The following is a 17,388-nucleotide window of genomic DNA, read 5'->3' as shown; positions in this document are numbered from 1 at the left end:
ATTGCAAACCTGTGATGATTAAATTTATAACCGCGGTATGAAAGAATTAGTGATTGATATTGAAGCGGAAAAAACCGAGATACTAAAAAGATATCGCGCTTTGCTGCGTGCAAGTAAGTCTACCTTACAAAAAGGTGATAAACGCATGATACGCAAGGCTTTTGATATGGCCCTGGAAAGCCATAAAGATATGCGCCGCAAAAGTGGCGAGCCATACATTTATCACCCCATTGCGGTAGCACAAATAGCTGCCGAAGAAATTGGCCTGGGCACTACGTCCATTGTATGCGCCCTGCTGCATGATGTTGTTGAAGACACAGATATAACGCTTGATGAAATTGAGAATGAGTTTGGAAAAAAGGTAGCCAAAATTATTGACGGCCTTACCAAAATATCAGGTGTTTTTGACACGAATAGCTCATTGCAGGCAGAGAACTTTCGTAAAATGCTGCTTACCCTTGCAGACGATGTTAGGGTAATATTGATAAAACTGGCCGACAGGCTGCACAATATGCGTACTATGGAGTTTATGCCGCGCGATAAGCAGCTTAAACTATCATCAGAAACAATTTATTTGTACGCGCCCCTTGCGCACCGCCTGGGTTTGTATGCTATTAAATCTGAACTGGAAGACCTCTCCATGAAATATATGGAGCGGGAAACTTATCAGTTCATCAAAAATAAACTCAACGAAAAAAAGGCCGAAAGGGAACGTTTTATCCGCGATTTTATTGAGCCGGTAAAGAAAACACTGGAAGGCCAGGATTTAGAGGGCGATATATTCGGGCGGCCAAAATCTATCCATTCTATATGGACAAAGATGAAGAAAAAGGCCGTTCCGTTTGAGGAGGTTTATGATCTTTTTGCTATCAGAATAATTCTGGATAGCGCGCCCGACCATGAAAAGGCCGATTGCTGGAAAGCATACTCAATAGTGACCGATCTGTACCGGCCAAATCCTGACAGGCTGCGCGACTGGATATCATCGCCAAAGGCAAATGGTTACGAATCTTTACACACCACAGTAATGGGGCCCCGCGGGCAATGGGTGGAGGTGCAGATACGCACCAAACGCATGAACGAGATTGCAGAGAAAGGCTTTGCGGCGCATTGGAAATACAAAGAAGCATCAACCGATAGCGGACTTGACCAATGGGTTAGCAAAGTGCGCGAGATGCTGAAGAACCCGGACGCGAATGCCCTGGAGTTTCTGGACGATTTTAAAATGAATCTCTTTTCTGACGAGATCTTTATTTTCACGCCGAAAGGGGCGCTTATACAGCTGCCATTAAATGCCACCGCGCTTGATTTTGCCTTTGAGATACACACCGATGTAGGTGCCAGTTGTATTGGTGCCAAAGTAAACCACAAACTGGTACCACTAAGCTACAGACTGCAAAATGGCGATCAGGTGGAGATCATCACCTCAAGCAAGCAAATACCTAAAGAGGACTGGTTGAACTTTGTGGTTACCGCCAAGGCCAAATCAAAGATCAAATCGGCCTTAAAAGAAGAAAAACGCAAAATAGCCGAGGATGGCAAGGAGATATTAGAGCGAAAAATGAAGTCGCTTAAGATCACTTACAATTCAGAAAATCTGCATAAGCTGAGTTTTTACTTTAAACTAACATCTACCCAGGATCTGTTCTTCAATGTTGCAAAGGGATTAATAGACATTAAGGATCTGAGGGAATACCAGCTTTCTGAAAAGGTAATTGAAAACAAACCGCAGGACAAGATAGATACTGAGCAGGTGCATACCCTGCTAAAAAACATCAAAACCAAAGACAGCGATATGCTGCTTATTGGCGAAGACATGCAGAAGATAGATTACAAGCTGGCTGCCTGTTGTAACCCCATCCCGGGCGATGATGTTTTTGGATTTATTACCGTAAGCGACGGTATAAAAATACACCGCACCAATTGCCCTAACGCTGCCAAATTAATGGCAAACTATGGCTATCGCATTGTTAAAGCTAAGTGGACCAACCAGCAGGAGCTGGCATTTTTAACCGGTTTACGCATTACAGGCATTGATGATGTTGGATTGATTAACAAGATAACCACCGTAATATCTAATGATTTTAAGGTGAACATGCGCTCAATAACTGTTGATAGCGATAATGGTATATTTGAAGGGTCTATAATGGTTTATGTTAATGACACCGAACATTTAGATAACCTGATAAAGAAGCTTAAAATGGTGAACGGAGTTAACACCGTGAGCCGCTTTGATACAGCTATTGAGAAAGCGTCTTGAGACACAGTCAAGAGTCAAGAATCAAGACAAATAAGTCTTTGAAGTCAAAGTCAATTATCATACAAAAATCTTGACTCTTGATTCTTGACTCTTGGTTCTTCTCTCTCCCAAATAATTAATAACTTTGACTCTTTAATAAAACACTATGCCCCAACAGGAAACCATAGCAATGGTAAAAAAGATTTTCGAGGCTTACCTTGAAAATAAAAGTTTGCGCAAAACGCCCGAACGCTTTGCTATTTTGGAAGAGATCTATTCGCGTAGCGATCATTTTGATGTGGAATCGTTATACATCCACATGAAAAACAAGAAATACAGGGTTAGCCGCGCCACGGTATACAATACGCTGGAACTGCTTGTTTCATGCGATCTGGTTACCAAACACCAGTTTGGTAAAAACATGGCCCAGTTTGAAAAATCATACGGCTACCGTCAGCACGACCATATTATTTGTATTGATTGCGGTAAGGTTGTTGAGTTTTGCGACCCACGCATCCAACAGATACAAAGTATGATGGGCGATCTGTTAAAATTTGAGATCAAGCACCACTCCTTAAATCTTTATGGAAATTGTGTAAAACTTAGAGAAGGTTTCTGTGACAGAAAAAATTAACTTTGCGACCTTTAATATAACACTATAATTTCATAATGGCTGTTGACGTATTATTAGGCCTCCAATGGGGCGACGAAGGTAAAGGAAAGATTGTTGACGTTTTAAGTGCAGGTTACGACCTGATTGCCCGCTTTCAGGGCGGCCCCAATGCAGGGCATACTTTAGAGTTTGACGGAAAGAAATTTGTACTGAACACTATCCCTTCGGGAATATTTTTTAATAACACACTTAACCTTATTGGCAACGGTGTTGTTATTGATCCTATCACCCTTAAAAGGGAATTGGATAAATTAAAAGATGCCGGCCATGACCTGCTTGCCAAAAAGAACCTGGTTATAGCAAAAAAGGCTCACCTGATATTACCTACCCACCAATTGCTTGATGCCGCTAACGAGAAACGCATGGGCGAAGGCAAGATAGGATCTACCCTAAAAGGTATTGGCCCAACCTACATGGATAAAACCGGAAGGAATGGCTTACGTATAGGCGATATAACTTTGCCTGATTTTAAAGAACGCTATCAGAAATTAGTTGGTAAACACACGTCAATGCTGCAGGCATTGTATGGTGAAGTAGCTGATTTCAGCGAGCGCGAGCAGGCATTTTTTGAGGCTATTGAGTTGATAAAACAATTCCCGCTGGTTGATTCTGAGCACCTGGTAAACAATTATATTAAAGAAGGAAAAAAGGTATTGGCAGAAGGCGCACAAGGCGCTATGCTGGATATTGACTTCGGTTCGTACCCGTTTGTAACTTCATCCAATACAACTACTGCGGGCGCGTGTACGGGTTTAGGTATTGCACCGTCAACCATTGGCGATGTGATTGGCATTTTTAAAGCCTATTGCACACGTGTAGGCGGAGGCCCCTTCCCTACCGAATTGAATGACGAAACCGGCGAGGAGCTTCGCCGCATAGGGCATGAATTTGGCGCTACAACCGGCAGGCCACGCCGCACAGGCTGGATAGATCTGCCTGCTTTAAAGTATGCTATTATGCTTAACGGTGTAACGCAAATGGTAATGACCAAGGCCGATGTGTTAAGTGGCTTTGATAAAATATACGCCTGTACCCACTACAACTATTTAGGCGAAAAAATAGACTATATGCCTTACGATATCTGCTCAGTTGATGCAGTGCCTGTATTGCAGGAAGTTGATGGCTGGAACGAAGATCTGACCGGTATAACCGAATTATCTGAGATACCTGCAAAACTGCAATCATACATTGATTACCTGGAGAAAGAATTGGGTGTACCAATTAAATATTTATCAGTAGGCCCAGACAGGAAACAGACCTTGGTGTTGCACTAAAGATTAGTTAATCTGTACATAAAAACAAAAGCCGCTCAAAAAGTCGGCTTTTGTTTTTATGTACCTATTTTTGCGCGGTGGTAAACCTATTAACAGATACCGGAATTTTTAAAAACAAGGCCTTACAATGGGCGGCAACTTTTGATGCCGTTTGTTACTTGGACTCCAACGATTTTAAAGACCCCTACGCAAAATTTGATACACTGATAGCTGTAGGAGTTAAAGATCAGATCACCGCTCCGGCAGGTTCTGCATTTGATGAACTAATACAATTTCGCAATAAGCATAAAGGATGGATAACCGGCTTTCTGAGTTACGATTTGAAGAACGAGGTAGAGAATCTAACTTCCTCAAATCCCGACCATCTTCAGTTCCCCGATCTGCACTTTTTTGCTCCCCTGCACCTTATCATTATCCGTGATAATCAGGTTGAGATCATTTCGGACGACTCTGAGCAAATTTTACAAGCTATTGAACGTCAACATACAGAAGCCGGATTTATCACCCCGGTGGCGCTTAAGCAACGCTTCAGCAAGGAGCAGTATTTAAGCGCGGCAGCAAATATAAAAGAACACATTGCCCGCGGCGATATCTATGTTACCAACTTCTGCCAGGAGTTTTATGCTGATGAAGTTGATATTGATCCCGTTGCTTTGTTTTTAGAACTGAACAGAACCTCGCCCAAACCATTCGCGGCATTTTATAAGTGGAATTACAACTACGCTCTATGCGCCTCGCCGGAACGCTTTGTGGCCAAAAGGGGCAGCACGCTAATATCACAGCCCATAAAGGGGACAGCGCCGCGCGGCGATACGGTGGAGGAAGATGAGGCTATAAAGCTACAACTGCGCAATCACGCCAAAGAGCAGCAGGAAAACGTGATGATAGTAGACCTGGTACGTAATGATCTCACCAAATCAGCTAAGCCGGGTACCGTTAAAACGGAGGAGTTGTTTGGCATATACAGCTTTAAGCAGGTGCATCAAATGATGTCAACAGTAGTGTGCGAGCTGCGGGAGGATGTTTCGGCTGTTGAGGCTGTGCGCAATACCTTCCCTATGGGTAGCATGACAGGCGCGCCGAAAATCAGTGCTATGCAGTTGATGGAGCAGTACGAACGCAGCAAACGTGGGCTATACTCAGGTGCTATTGGTTATTTCAGTCCGGATGATGACTTTGATTTTAATGTGGTAATACGCAGCTTGCTTTACAATGCTGATGCCCGCTATCTGTCCTTCCAGGCGGGCAGCGCCATTACTTACCATGCCGATGCTGAAAAGGAATACGAAGAATGCCTGCTTAAAGCTAAAGCAGTGTTAGAGGTTTTAGGGAATAAATAAGAAGTTTTGTCCCACGCGTGTGTGAGACAAAGCGGGACAAGGTGGGACAGCTTTTTCAGTAAATATCTGGAAATTAGCGGTTTGCGGTTTTTGCGTGGGACAAGGTGAGACAACTTATTCGTCAGGAAAATTAGCTGTAAAACTTGTATAAGTTATTGGCTTTCAATTAAATGAAAAATCGACTTTTTTTGTCTCACCTGCGGCTTATTTATCTACCCTTATCTTCTCGCCCATCCTAACCCCAATGGCAGAACCGTTGGCAAAAAAAGCCGAATAAGGTTTCCGTTGCAAATAAGGCACAAAGGTATCCCCGTACAAAGCTGCTACATCAGCATCAAAAACATAATCAGTCACTTGCCGCACTTGCCATGGTACATGCTGCACTTCATATTCCATAGTTGTAGTCGCATTCCAGATATTATAGCCCCAATAATGCTCAAAAATAAACTCCTCGGCGCTTCCCGATGCAATATCGGTTGGTTCATCCATTACCGTAGCGCCTAACTTATTCCATTTTTCACTCAGCTTCCACTCATACAGATGTTGGGTTTGGTTTTCACTAATGGGTATAATAGAACTACGCATAGGCAGCGCACGGTAATGCTCGCGGTAGAGATTATTGGCAATTAAAGCAATAGCATGTTTGGGTACCAGTTCACTTATAAAAACAGCACCTCGTTTCCATACCGTGCCGTCAAAATATTTAACATAAAAACGCAGGTTAACTTCTTCAAAATTTACATGAAAGGGCCAACGGATTCCCAACACACGGGTATCATCAAACAAAAAACCCACCATGCTAACCAGTGCCTTGCCTTCCCACAGATCCAACTCGGTACCGGCAGGAACATATTGCTTTAATATAGCCGGATCCACCTCATAATTGAGCATAATTAGATTAAGCCAGTTAGCAGTGAGGAAAGTTTTTGTGGGCATGACTGGCACAATGTATGATGACTACCGAAACAGATCCGGGCAAATTCGAGAAACTAAAACAATCTTATCTCCCCGAAAGAATGATGCCCGCGGGATGCGGTTTTAGCCTCTGCAGCGGGGGCCGAAAAAACATAATGCGTAACCAGTTTATCAACCAATACCAGCGAAGCGATAATAAGCGCTACACCGGCAACCTGGTTAAGGCGGTGCACTAATTTAGGCGACACCTTATCGCGTAATTTGTTAGCATAAAATGCCTTGGTAGTATCCAACCCAAACTGAACCACCAGCACGGTTAAAAACATAACCGTAATTTTCAAAACCCTGCTACTGTCATCCGCGCGAAAAATTGTGCTGGCTGTACCTATAACGGTTATCCAGTGGAACAATAGCGTAGGATTAAAAATACACATCAAAAAGCCCTTTAAAAAGTACCCGTAGCGCTTTAACCCGGTAGGCTGATCGTTACTGTAATTGATCTTTACTTTTTTAATAATGTAGCGTATGCCTACCACAAACAATATAATACTACCCACAACACCCGCTATAGTTTTGGTTTGGGCAGATACTTCAAACAACTGCGAGCCGAAAAGAATGGCACCAACAAACACTATATCGCTGCATACTACTCCCAGCGCCATGTAAATGCCTGCATGGAAGCCGCGCTCAATACTGGTTTTAATTAATGCAAAAAAAACCGGGCCGGTTAAAAACGTCAACACTATTCCAATCCCTATCCCCGAAATAACAGCCTCTATCATTTATTAGGTTTTCTTTTTGATGAGAATGCGAATATCTGTCTTATATCATAAACAACCAAAATAAATGGCACATATGTATTAACTAATGTTTGCATAATTAAAATAGTATAACTGCAATTGTAAAAAATGGCTTATGTTAGTGTTTAAATCCCAACACAATATTAACCTACATATATGGAGCAAAAAGGGGCAAAAAACTACGGGTCGGCATTGTATACCGTTATTACTGTATATTTTTTCTGGGGGTTTTTGGCCGCGTCAAACGGCATATTTATTCCCTTTTGCAAAGAACATTTTAGCCTAACCCAATTTGAATCGCAATTAATTGACTTCACTTTTTACGGCGGATACTTTATTGGTTCGCTTGTGTTATACTTCGCATCGCAAACCAGCAAGGTTGATATTTTGAACAAATTAGGTTACAAAAACGGCATTGTGATAGGTCTGGCAATATCTGCGGTTGGGGCATTGGCCATGGTTCCATCCATTAATGTTGGCTCTTTCCCTCTTATATTACTGTCCTTTTTTATCATAGCGTTAGGTTTCTCTTTGCAACAAACTGCAGCTAACCCTTTTGTAATTGCCTTAGGCCCGCCTGCAACAGGCGCCACGCGCTTAAATTTAGCGGGCAGCTTAAATAACATTGGCGGGATATTAGGACCCTTAACTGTAAAATTGATATTATTCGGCACTGCAGTATCGGCAATAGCCGCGGCTGATGTACAGATCTCTTCAATAAACAGCTTATATTACATATTGGCCGGTTTATTCATCGCGGTAGCTATCTTTTTCAAGGTATCAGACCTTCCCGTAGTAACTAACGATCAAAAGATAGAAGCGAGCACAAAAGTGAATATGCCGCTATTTATACTGTTTGTTGCCTTTTTACTGATACTGGCTGCTGATCCTATCAGCGCGAATATTGGCATACCGGGTCAATATCTTGTTTATGCGTCATTAGCCATCATATTAGGCACACTGATAAGTATCATTTTTGCATCAGCAAAGAATAAAACAGGATGGGGCGCCATGCAATACCCACAATTAATTTTAGGTATGATAGCCATTTTTACTTACGTAGGCACCGAGGTTACCATACAAAGTAATTTAGGGTCGCTGCTTAAAACCCCGGAATTCGGATCGTTTACCGAATCGCAGGTTGCACCATTTATATCACTTTACTGGGGCAGCTTAATGATAGGCCGTTTTACCGGCGCTATTGATACTTTTGATCTGTCAAAACAAACCAAAAACATATTAACATTAATAGTTCCGTTCGCGGCTTTCGCCCTGGTGCTGGCAGTTAACCACTGGTTGGGCGAAGATGTAAGCAGTCTTTATATCTATGCCATTAGCGTAGCCATACTGGTTATTGCGTTTTACATTGGTCAGCAAAAGCCCACCCGCACTTGTACAGTAATGGGGCTGTTAGGCGTGGCATTTATGCTGGGAGGACTATTTACTGTTGGCAAAGTGGCCACTTTCGCATTTATAAGCGGCGGGCTATGCTGCTCTATCATGTGGCCCTCTATTTTCTCGTTAGCTATTACAGGTTTGGGCAAATACACCAGCCAGGGCTCGGCTTTTTTAATTATGATGATATTAGGCGGCGCTATCATCCCGCCCCTGCAAGGCAAAATTGCCGATGGAGCCACTAACGTTATTCCGGGTATGAGTGGCCTTCACTTCTCTTACATTATACCGGCTCTGGGTTTTGCTTACATCGCTTTTTTTGCCTGGAAAGTGAGTATAGAATTAAAGAAACAAGGTATAGACCTTGATAATATGGAGACGGCTAAAGCCTCGCATTAAAGTATAGCCCCCTACAACATCACATACCATGAAACCAAGTTTTGACCATATATTTATGAAACTGGCTACAGACCTTGCCCTGCGCTCGCATTGCGTAAAGGCACAGGTTGGAGCGGTTTTGGCCCGCGATACACGTATTATATCAATAGGCTATAACGGACCGCCGGCAGGCACACATAACTGCGACGAGGAATGGCCCGAAACCGGCTGCGCCCGCGACTCAAAAGGGAGCTGCTCGTTGGCGCTGCATGCCGAGCAAAACGCCATACTGTACGCAGTAAAGAACGGTGCAAGATTAGAAGGTGCTACGCTTTACACTACGCTGTCACCCTGCATAGCTTGCGCCCGTCTTATTTTTTCCGCAGGGATAAAGCAGGTTTATTTCAACAAATCATACGCGCGCTATAAAGGTTTGGCCAGCGATGAAGGGGTTGATTTTTTAAACCGGTTTGGTGTGCCGACGGTAAGGTTAGAGGAAGAAGTGGTATAAGCGGCGAACGCTTGCTTCTACCAAAGGCCTCAGTGGGCTTGTCGCTTGGTAAGTCAAACGCACTTGGCTTGCCCCGCTCATTTGCCGCGGAGGCTGTTACTTTTGGCTTGATCCAAAAGTAACCAAAAGATCAAGCCAAGCTGATCGCTGCCACTACACAGGCCAGACTCCCGGCCGCGCACCTTGGCGGGCCTTTACGCACGTTTTTTATTTTTTCATTATGCACAATGATTTTATTTGATGGATTTGTCAGCAGATAAGCTTCGGGCGAAATCAGGAAAAACTGATGGCCCGTGCGCAGGGAAGGGCATAGTAATTTTTTGCTGAAGCGTAGGCCAGGTGGGAGCGACAGCGGGGCAAAATTTTACAGCCCGTGGTTTTTCCTGATTTGCAGGGCAAAGGCCCTGTGCGGCAAAGAAGCCTCTCTGCTGACTTGATTTTTTGGTTCTTTTTTATCAAGAAAAAAGAACAAAGGCTTCCGCGGCCATAGCGGGGCAAGCCAAGCGCGTAAGAAACTCCGCGCAATTGTCTGAACCAGATTATTATTGAAACGAAATTCGTCAGCAGATAAGCTTCGGATGAAAGCAGGAAAAACTGATGGCCCGTGCGTGGGCAGGGGCATAGTAATTTTTTGCTGAAGCGTAGGCCAGGTGGGAGCGACAGCGGGGCAAAATTTTACAGCCCGCGGTTTTACCTGATTTGCAGGGCAAAGGCCGTGTGCGGCAAAGAAGCCTCTCTGCTGACTTGATTTTTGTTTCTTTTTATCAAGAAAAAGAAAAAAGGCCTCCGCGGCCATAGCGGGGCAAGCCAGAAGCGTCGGACTAACCAAGCGATAAGCGACTAAAACTTAACGCTACATTAACTATCAAACTTCTCCAACAACTTCAATAAGGTCTCAAAATCCTTTGGATATGGCGCGTGTATGGTAACGTCTGTGCCATTTAATACTTTAAAGGTAACCTGATAGGCATGAAGGGCAAAACGCTTCATAATAGGCAGTTCTTCCTGTTCCTTGCCTAAGTGGTATTTACGCTTTATGGCCGACAGGAAAACAGGCTTGCCTTTGTACATTTCATCTCCTGCTATTGATGCGCGCTGGGTAGCCAGGTGGATGCGGATCTGGTGCATACGACCCGTTACCGGGCGGCATTCTACCAAAGTATAATGTTTAAAAAATTTAAGAGATTGGAACCAGGTTTCGGCACGTTTGCCCTCCTGCCTGCTTATAGTTACCGTGCCTTTACCAACGTTCAGTATCGGCAAGTCAACCAGCAGGTTATCAAAAACGTGGGTTCCATCTATCACCGCGTGATAAACTTTATTTACCTGCCGTTTTTCAAACTGCATGGATACATGGCGGTATGCTTCCGGATTTTTAGCAATGATCAGTGATCCAGAGGTCTCTTTGTCCAAACGATGGCAGATCTGCGCATCATCAGCGTATGCTTTTGCCATCCGCAGAATACTGATATCGCTGCTACCCTCTCCCCGCTCATCCAGCGAGCTGATAAAAGCCGGCTTGTTTATCACTATCAAATCATCATCCTCAAACAATATCAGGTCGGCAAACTTGGGTATCTTCATGCTTTTGTATTAGCCGGCAAAAATACGGTTAATAATTTAAAACCGCTTTAAACAGGAGATTGAAGTTATACCTGTTTTTATTATGATGACATCTTAAAAACAATTTTCAGCTTGGGCGATTGTAAATCCCGCTTAATATCAAAAGATCACATTGCTGCAGACATTAAGGCCATATTATAATTAGCTGAATAAGCAGCCAGCAAAATCAATAAAATATCCTTTGGTTTATCATCAAATAATATATTGTAATTATAACTGAGTTTTGACCAATTGATATCAGAATCAAACATCATTAGTTTTTGATGGTCTTTGTTTTCAACTACAAACTTATTCAGGAAAGTTCCGGTTGCCCTTACTAAATACTCCTCGCCGTTTGTAAACGAAATTATAATATGCCCTTTCCAATTCATCTGCATATTTGCTACCTCGGTTCCATTCTTTGTCACACAAATGGTGGTGCTAAAAATCCCGCTTGGGTTAATCTCATATTCATCTTTACCCATTATAATATGGGCTTTATAAGAAAACAAACTATCATAAATTATTTGTCCAGACCGTTCTGAACCATCCGTAAGTTCAAAGGTTTTTGAGTTGATACATTGAATTTTCATTGTATTGCTATTTTAAGTTCACATCTTTCGCATTTTCAGCTTTACGCTTCGCTTACTTCATTTTTGCATTTGGCCAGTATCGCATTCGTAAATAGTACGTGTACTGCCGCGGCGGTAGAAAGCAGTATAGATACTTTTGTAAAGTTTTCTTTAAGTATCAACGCGCAACCAATTATTGTACAGGCCCATATTATTGCGCTTGCGATATTAAAATTTCTGAGCACTGTGTTGGTGTTTTTTTTCATTGTCTTATTTTATTTGATTTCAGTAGTAAACTATATTTTCATTCGGAGGCTATTCTGCACCCCGTTTTAACTTTTCCATATCAGCAATTGTGTCTTCCAGCTTCTCCAATACCCGCCCATACATTACCCGCACTTCCCATTTATAAATTTTAATAGAAAAATAAAACATCAGCAACACCATTATAACGGCAATGGTTAGCGCAATTATTGGGATGTTTAAGGCCGGATAGTTTTGCTGTAACGCTTGGGTCATTCCCTGTTTATTCCAGGCAGACCAAATTGTACTCAAACCAATAACAACATACAGCGGATACGATAAACGTGCTATTTTTTTACTCTTAAGCTCAACATCTTTAAGCCAATTATTGAATGATTGCAGATAGTCATAACTGTTAGCACCCTGATGTAATGTTTTGATGTTGCGGGCAAGGCTGTTATTGTACCAGACTGTAAGCAGCAATAATACAGAGCAGGCAAAACCCTGCCAAAGTGCATCTACAAAGTAATGCACAACCGGAAAAACCAGCGCCATAGCCACAATCACAACCTGATTTATGCGATACATCCTTTTTACACCATCCACAGCGTGTATTGATTTTTGATTGTAGAGGTCGTTTATTTGAGGGACAACCAAACTACTTTCGTCTAAAAAGCCTTCTTTCCAAATATTTTCAATTGAGGTTTCCATTCAATATTTTTTTTAATCGTTCCTTAATTCTACCCACCCGTACAGCTATGTTAAGAGCGTTTGTATTTAGTATGTCGGCAATCTCCTCATAAGGTTTTTCCTCCAGGTACAGAAGAATAACCGCCCTGTCTATTTCTGACAACCGTCTTATAGCAATATACAGCTGATTGAGATGCTCATTTTTAAACGCTTTGTTTTCGGTTGTTATCGTATCGGGTAAAACGTCAGAAGTAAAATACGTTTGCCCGTTTCTTTTTTGTTTTTTTAATAAGGTTAAACAAACGTTTAAAGCTATGCGGTAAACCCACGTTGACCATTTGCACTGCTCACGAAAATTATCTCTGCTTCTCCATATCTGCAGGCAAACCTCCTGGTAGTAATCCTCAAAATCTTCCTGCGAGTTGGTATACGCCCTGCAGATTTTAACGATGCTTGCCGCGAATGGTAAAATTGAAGCTTTGTAAAAATCGGTACTCAATGTTTGTGTTGCCTGCTGGTTCTAATTGATCAAACTTAATAAACAAGCCAGATCAACTTGTATATAATGTTTTTGTTATTAGTGGCTTAACTTGAAGAATATAACACCCTCTTGATTTTTTTTAAGCAGATGGTGGAATGTTAAAATAAAAACAAAACCCTTCTTCTGTTGGTTATAACCTTGAAAAACAATATCTATCTATAAAAACATGAGTTATAAAAAAACCGAACCTGAAGAAAAAGGATTTTTTGAGAAGGTTAAAGAAACATTGGAGGAGCTGTGGGAAGGCACTAAAGACACAGCCGAAGACGTAAAAGACGTTGCCGAAGAAAAAATTGACGACCTTAAAAAGGCTGTCGCGCCAAAGAAAAGAGCTGCCGCGCGTAAAGTTACAACAGCTAAGGCTTCAGTTAAAAACGAAGCGACAAAAGTAGCATCAAAAGCCAAAGCAGCAGTTAAAGATACTAAAGCTAAAGTTGAGGATGTTAAAGCCAAGGCAGAAACCAAGGCTAAAGCCATAACCACCAAAGCCAAAGCAGCTGCAGCCGACGTTAAAAAGAAAGCCGATGCAAAAGTAAAAACAGTGAAAGCAGAAACAGCTGCACCTAAAGCAAGCGCCGCCAAAAGCACCGCTGCCAAAAAGCCTGCTGCTAAACGCAAACCAATGCTATAACGCAAAGTATATAAACAACAAAGGCCCCGAAATTCGGGGCCTTTGTTGTTTATGCTTCAAATTTGTAGCCTACACCTTTTACAGTTGCAACTACATCGTCGCCCAGTTTCTCTCTTAGCTTTCTAATGTGTACATCAATAGTACGGTTGGTTACTACAACCGAGTCTTCCCAGATGTTTTTAAGTATCACCTCGCGGGTATATACTTTGCCTGGTTTTGATGCCAGCAGGTAAAGCAGTTCAAACTCTTTTTTTGCCAGTACCACTTTCTGACCGTCCTTATAAACCAAATAAGCTTCGCGGTCAATAACCAGCGGGCCAATTTCCAGCTTGTTATCTGTCACGTCCTCAACAGGCGCGTTACGGCGCAGGATGGCGTTTATGCGGCTAACCAGCGCGCGTGGTTTAATGGGCTTAGCTATATAATCGTCGGCGCCAACGTTAAAACCTGCTATTTCTGAATATTCTTCGCTGCGGGCAGTTAAAAACACCATAAAGGTATTCTTAAACTCGGGCATGGTGCGCATAATACGGCAGGCTTCAATGCCATCCATCTTAGGCATCATAATATCAAGAACGATCAGATCGGGTAGTGAACGTTTGGCTTCGGCAACAGCCTCCTGGCCATTATGAGCCAAATAAACCTGGTAGCCTTCCTTCTTTAAATTGTACTCAATAAGCTCTAAAATATCAGGCTCATCATCAACAATTAATATCTTCTGTTTGGTAGTGTTGCTCATTAACAATTTTTTTGAGTAAAAGTATAAGCTTAAAAGAAGATTATGGTTAACTCAATATTAACAAATTGTTAAAAAGTACTTTATTTTAACATTCTATTGAGCCTTGGTAAATGTTTTCTTTAAAAAATCTTCAAGATCAGTGCCTGATATATTTTTTGCCACTATAACGCCTTGAGGATCAATTATGAAATTTGAAGGAATAGCATACACTCTGTAAAGCGACGGTGTTCCGCCCTCAAAGCTCTTTAACTCCGAAGCGTGCTTCCAGGTTAATTTATCTGCCTCAATAGCTTTGCGCCACAGATCTTTTTCCTCATCAAGCGAAATGCCGAGTATATTAAAGCCCTTATCTTTATAAAGATTGTATTGTTTTACAACGTTAGGATTTTCCTGTCTGCAAGGTCCGCACCACGATGCCCAAAAATCAAGCATTACGTATTTGCCTTTGTAATCTGATAATTTAACCGGCTTATCATCCAATCCTCTGATAGCAAATTCAGGCGCTTTCTGGCCAACAGACACCGGTTTGGCGGCCATCATTCTGCTTATAAAAGCCTGTACGCCGGGGTTATCGGTAAAGTATTTTTTCTCCTTCAACTTTTCGGCGTAAGCTATCAATTGCTGCTCGTAACGCGAGCTATCTAACGATACCATGGCGTAGAATGAAGCCGGAGAAGCTTCGTTCTTATCCTTAAAATCTATTAAAGCGTTGCTGTAATCCTGCACATTTTTACGGTACAGGGGAATAAATTTATTGGTAAGCTCCGCAGTTTCTTTACCTGCCTTCTCAGCCTCTGCCTGGTATTGCTCGTCTAATTGGGTATTCTTATCCCCGTAAAAGGCGCTTATCTTGTTAAATTCCTGTATTTTTTCTGAGTTTTCAGAGCCTTTAACCGTGTAAAGATGCTTTTCATCATTCATATCGGTAGAAAACTCAATTTTGTCGCCATTTTCAGCTATCAGGTCAAAAAAGAAACCGCCTATGCGCAACTTGTAAAGGTTGGCGTAAGGTGTAAAATGTTTGAACTGAAATTTACCCTCTGCATCTAAAGCAGCTGAGTCGCTTATGGTTACCCGGGTTGCACCGGCCTCTAAAAGATAGATCTTCTTAGCATCACCCGCATTTTTAATTTGTCCCGACAAGGTAAAATCGGCGTTTTGAACACAGCCGGAAGCGATGCTAAAAACAGCTAACAGGCAGATGAGATTGCGTATCTTCATTTTGTTTCTAATTCTTTTATCAGTAGCTGGTTTGTTTTCTGCGGATCGATCTTTCCGTTTGAGCGTTTCATTATCTCGCCCATAAACAAACCTAAAACGCCTTTTTTCCCTTTTTTATATTCTGTTACTTTATCAGGGAACTTTGCCAATGCTTCGCGGATAAACTCGCTTACATCGTCGCTGTCGGCTGTTATTAATAAATTAAGTTCCGTTGCCAACTGCTCGGCAGTTTTACCCGGCGATGCCAGCATGGCGGGGAACAATTTATGCGAAGCTACTGTATTATTAATTGATCCGGCGTCTATTAATTTAATTATTCCCGCCAAATTCTGTGGGCGCAGGTGCAGGTTGCTTATATTTTCGCCAGTCTCGTTCAGATGCGATTTAACCGGCCCCATTAACAGGTGCACTGCAGCTTTGTAATTAGAGGTATGTTTTATTAGCTCCTCAAAATATAAAGCGACATCCTTATCAGCCGTTATTACAGATGCATCGTACTCACTTAAGCCCAGCGTATCTGTATACTTTTTCTGCAGCTGATTAGGTAAGGCCGGTAAAGTTTTGCGGATGCTATCAACAAAAGCGTCATCCAATACCAAGGGCATCAAATCAGGCTCGGGGAAATAGCGGTAATCATTTGCCATTTCCTTGCTGCGTAAAACAGACGTTTCGCCGGTATCTGCATTAAAGTTAAGGGTGTTTTGATCTATGTGTCCACCTGCCTCAATAACACGCACCTGGCGTTCAAACTCGTGCTCAATAGCACGCTGCACGTTGCGTATAGAGTTCAGGTTCTTTACCTCGCAACGGTTGCCGTATTCGGTAGCGCCTCTTAGCCTCACAGAGATATTGGCGTCGCAACGCATGCTGCCTTCTTCCATATTGCCATCGCAAACGTCAAGATAGCGCAGCAATTTACGCACTTCTGTTAGATATTGACCGGCCTCTTCGGCGCTGCGCATATCCGGCTCAGATACGATCTCTAATAAAGGAACGCCCGCGCGGTTAAGGTCAATAAAGGAATCGTCGCACACACTATCGTGCATGCTTTTGCCCGCATCTTCTTCCATGTGGATGTGATGTATGGCGATATCTTTTGTAGTACCGTTAGATAGTTTAACAGTTATTTCGCCGCCCAAACAGATAGGCTGCTGATCCTGCGAGATCTGGTAACCTTTAGGCAGATCAGCGTAAAAATAATTTTTACGGGCAAAATGGTTATTGAGATTTATGGTGCAATTACAGGCAAGGCCCATTTTAACCGCGTACTCTACCATGCGCTTGTTAATACGCGGCAAAGTGCCCGGGTGACCTAATGAAATAGCACTTATGTGGTGGTTAGGCTCGGCGCCAAAAGTGGCCGAATCTGATGAAAAAGCTTTACTTTGGGTTGATAATTGCGCGTGAACCTCTAATCCGACAACTAATTCATATTTTTCGCCTATTTCGCCTGTCAAAATCGTCATAAAATAAAATATCGACAATAATTATTGCCTATAGCTTTCAAATATATAAATTTTCAACTTAAACCACCCAAATGATGCTCCCTACGCTGTTATTTTATACTATATAACGTGTTGTATACACCAAATTTAACTACACTTCAATTTAGCGTTAAAAGACA

General features: G+C 42.3%; 18 protein-coding genes. 7 read left to right on the top strand and 11 right to left on the bottom strand.

Features of this window, described 5'->3' with window-relative positions; translation table 11 throughout:
• Positions 1 to 37 precede the first annotated feature (37 nt).
• From ACFQZS_RS01350 to ACFQZS_RS01335, 4 genes are all read left to right on the top strand, one after another.
• Complete coding sequence (locus ACFQZS_RS01350; protein ID WP_377096533.1) at positions 38 to 2,260, top strand: RelA/SpoT family protein; 2,223 nt, start codon at positions 38 to 40, stop codon at positions 2,258 to 2,260.
• Positions 2,261 to 2,405: 145 nt separating this feature from the next.
• A complete protein-coding gene (locus tag ACFQZS_RS01345; RefSeq protein WP_377096530.1) occupies positions 2,406 to 2,873 on the top strand; it encodes a Fur family transcriptional regulator in 468 nt (155 codons plus the stop codon).
• A 35-nt stretch (positions 2,874 to 2,908) separates the two neighbouring features.
• Positions 2,909 to 4,186, top strand: coding sequence for an adenylosuccinate synthase (locus ACFQZS_RS01340; protein ID WP_377096527.1), 1,278 nt, complete (start codon positions 2,909 to 2,911; stop codon positions 4,184 to 4,186).
• A gap of 77 nt (positions 4,187 to 4,263) precedes the next feature.
• Positions 4,264 to 5,526, top strand: coding sequence for an anthranilate synthase component I family protein (locus ACFQZS_RS01335; RefSeq protein WP_377096524.1), 1,263 nt, complete (start codon positions 4,264 to 4,266; stop codon positions 5,524 to 5,526).
• A 204-nt stretch (positions 5,527 to 5,730) separates the two neighbouring features.
• Here ACFQZS_RS01335 and ACFQZS_RS01330 read toward each other — a convergent pair whose 3' ends face one another.
• Complete coding sequence (locus tag ACFQZS_RS01330) at positions 5,731 to 6,462, bottom strand: YqjF family protein (RefSeq protein WP_377096521.1); 732 nt, start codon at positions 6,460 to 6,462, stop codon at positions 5,731 to 5,733.
• 53 nt (positions 6,463 to 6,515) lie between these two features.
• Positions 6,516 to 7,223: a LysE family translocator gene (locus ACFQZS_RS01325; protein ID WP_377096519.1), complete on the bottom strand. Its 708-nt coding sequence runs from the start codon at positions 7,221 to 7,223 to the stop codon at positions 6,516 to 6,518.
• A gap of 174 nt (positions 7,224 to 7,397) precedes the next feature.
• On the opposite strand from ACFQZS_RS01325, the gene ACFQZS_RS01320 reads away from it, so the two are divergent.
• Complete coding sequence (locus tag ACFQZS_RS01320) at positions 7,398 to 9,035, top strand: MFS transporter (protein WP_377096516.1); 1,638 nt, start codon at positions 7,398 to 7,400, stop codon at positions 9,033 to 9,035.
• Positions 9,036 to 9,063: 28 nt separating this feature from the next.
• Positions 9,064 to 9,525, top strand: coding sequence for a deoxycytidylate deaminase (locus tag ACFQZS_RS01315; RefSeq protein ID WP_377096513.1), 462 nt, complete (start codon positions 9,064 to 9,066; stop codon positions 9,523 to 9,525).
• 364 nt (positions 9,526 to 9,889) lie between these two features.
• Here the strand turns inward: ACFQZS_RS01315 and ACFQZS_RS01310 are convergent, their stop codons facing one another.
• The 6 genes from ACFQZS_RS01310 to ACFQZS_RS01285 form a co-directional block, all read right to left on the bottom strand.
• Positions 9,890 to 10,321 (bottom strand): hypothetical protein, encoded by a 432-nt coding sequence (locus ACFQZS_RS01310; RefSeq protein ID WP_377096510.1) that lies wholly within the window; start codon positions 10,319 to 10,321, stop codon positions 9,890 to 9,892.
• 62 nt (positions 10,322 to 10,383) lie between these two features.
• Positions 10,384 to 11,109 carry an RluA family pseudouridine synthase gene (locus ACFQZS_RS01305; RefSeq protein ID WP_377096507.1) on the bottom strand — a complete coding sequence of 242 codons (726 nt, stop codon included), beginning with the start codon at positions 11,107 to 11,109 and terminating at the stop codon, positions 10,384 to 10,386.
• 146 nt (positions 11,110 to 11,255) lie between these two features.
• Positions 11,256 to 11,720, bottom strand: a complete 465-nt coding sequence (locus ACFQZS_RS01300) for a hypothetical protein (RefSeq protein ID WP_377096504.1) — start codon at positions 11,718 to 11,720, stop codon at positions 11,256 to 11,258.
• Between the two features lie 41 nt (positions 11,721 to 11,761).
• The gene (locus ACFQZS_RS01295) at positions 11,762 to 11,965 is read right to left on the bottom strand and encodes a hypothetical protein (RefSeq protein WP_377096501.1); all 204 of its coding nucleotides are present in this window, start codon (positions 11,963 to 11,965) and stop codon (positions 11,762 to 11,764) included.
• A gap of 49 nt (positions 11,966 to 12,014) precedes the next feature.
• Positions 12,015 to 12,653, bottom strand: a complete 639-nt coding sequence (locus ACFQZS_RS01290; protein ID WP_377096498.1) for a hypothetical protein — start codon at positions 12,651 to 12,653, stop codon at positions 12,015 to 12,017.
• The gene (locus ACFQZS_RS01285) at positions 12,637 to 13,131 is read right to left on the bottom strand and encodes an RNA polymerase sigma factor (RefSeq protein ID WP_377096495.1); all 495 of its coding nucleotides are present in this window, start codon (positions 13,129 to 13,131) and stop codon (positions 12,637 to 12,639) included. The genes ACFQZS_RS01290 and ACFQZS_RS01285 overlap by 17 nt, the downstream gene beginning before the upstream one ends.
• A 208-nt stretch (positions 13,132 to 13,339) precedes the next feature.
• Here ACFQZS_RS01285 and ACFQZS_RS01280 point away from each other — a divergent pair, with 208 nt between their 5' ends.
• Entirely contained in the window at positions 13,340 to 13,804 is a 465-nt protein-coding gene (locus tag ACFQZS_RS01280; RefSeq protein WP_377096492.1) for a hypothetical protein, read from the top strand.
• Positions 13,805 to 13,853: 49 nt separating this feature from the next.
• Here ACFQZS_RS01280 and ACFQZS_RS01275 read toward each other — a convergent pair whose 3' ends face one another.
• From ACFQZS_RS01275 to gatB, 3 genes are all read right to left on the bottom strand, one after another.
• Positions 13,854 to 14,543, bottom strand: coding sequence for a response regulator transcription factor (locus tag ACFQZS_RS01275; RefSeq protein WP_377096489.1), 690 nt, complete (start codon positions 14,541 to 14,543; stop codon positions 13,854 to 13,856).
• Positions 14,544 to 14,636: 93 nt separating this feature from the next.
• Positions 14,637 to 15,764 carry a redoxin domain-containing protein gene (locus ACFQZS_RS01270; protein WP_377096486.1) on the bottom strand — a complete coding sequence of 376 codons (1,128 nt, stop codon included), beginning with the start codon at positions 15,762 to 15,764 and terminating at the stop codon, positions 14,637 to 14,639.
• A complete protein-coding gene (gene gatB / locus ACFQZS_RS01265; protein WP_377096483.1) occupies positions 15,761 to 17,230 on the bottom strand; it encodes an Asp-tRNA(Asn)/Glu-tRNA(Gln) amidotransferase subunit GatB in 1,470 nt (489 codons plus the stop codon). The genes ACFQZS_RS01270 and gatB overlap by 4 nt, the downstream gene beginning before the upstream one ends.
• Between the last annotated feature and the right edge of the window lie 158 nt (positions 17,231 to 17,388).

This window comes from Mucilaginibacter calamicampi (genome assembly GCF_042676765.1).
GTDB lineage: Bacteria > Bacteroidota > Bacteroidia > Sphingobacteriales > Sphingobacteriaceae > Mucilaginibacter > Mucilaginibacter calamicampi.
Note: the sequence above shows the minus strand (reverse complement) of the source record. Positions and strands in the feature narration are given on the sequence as shown.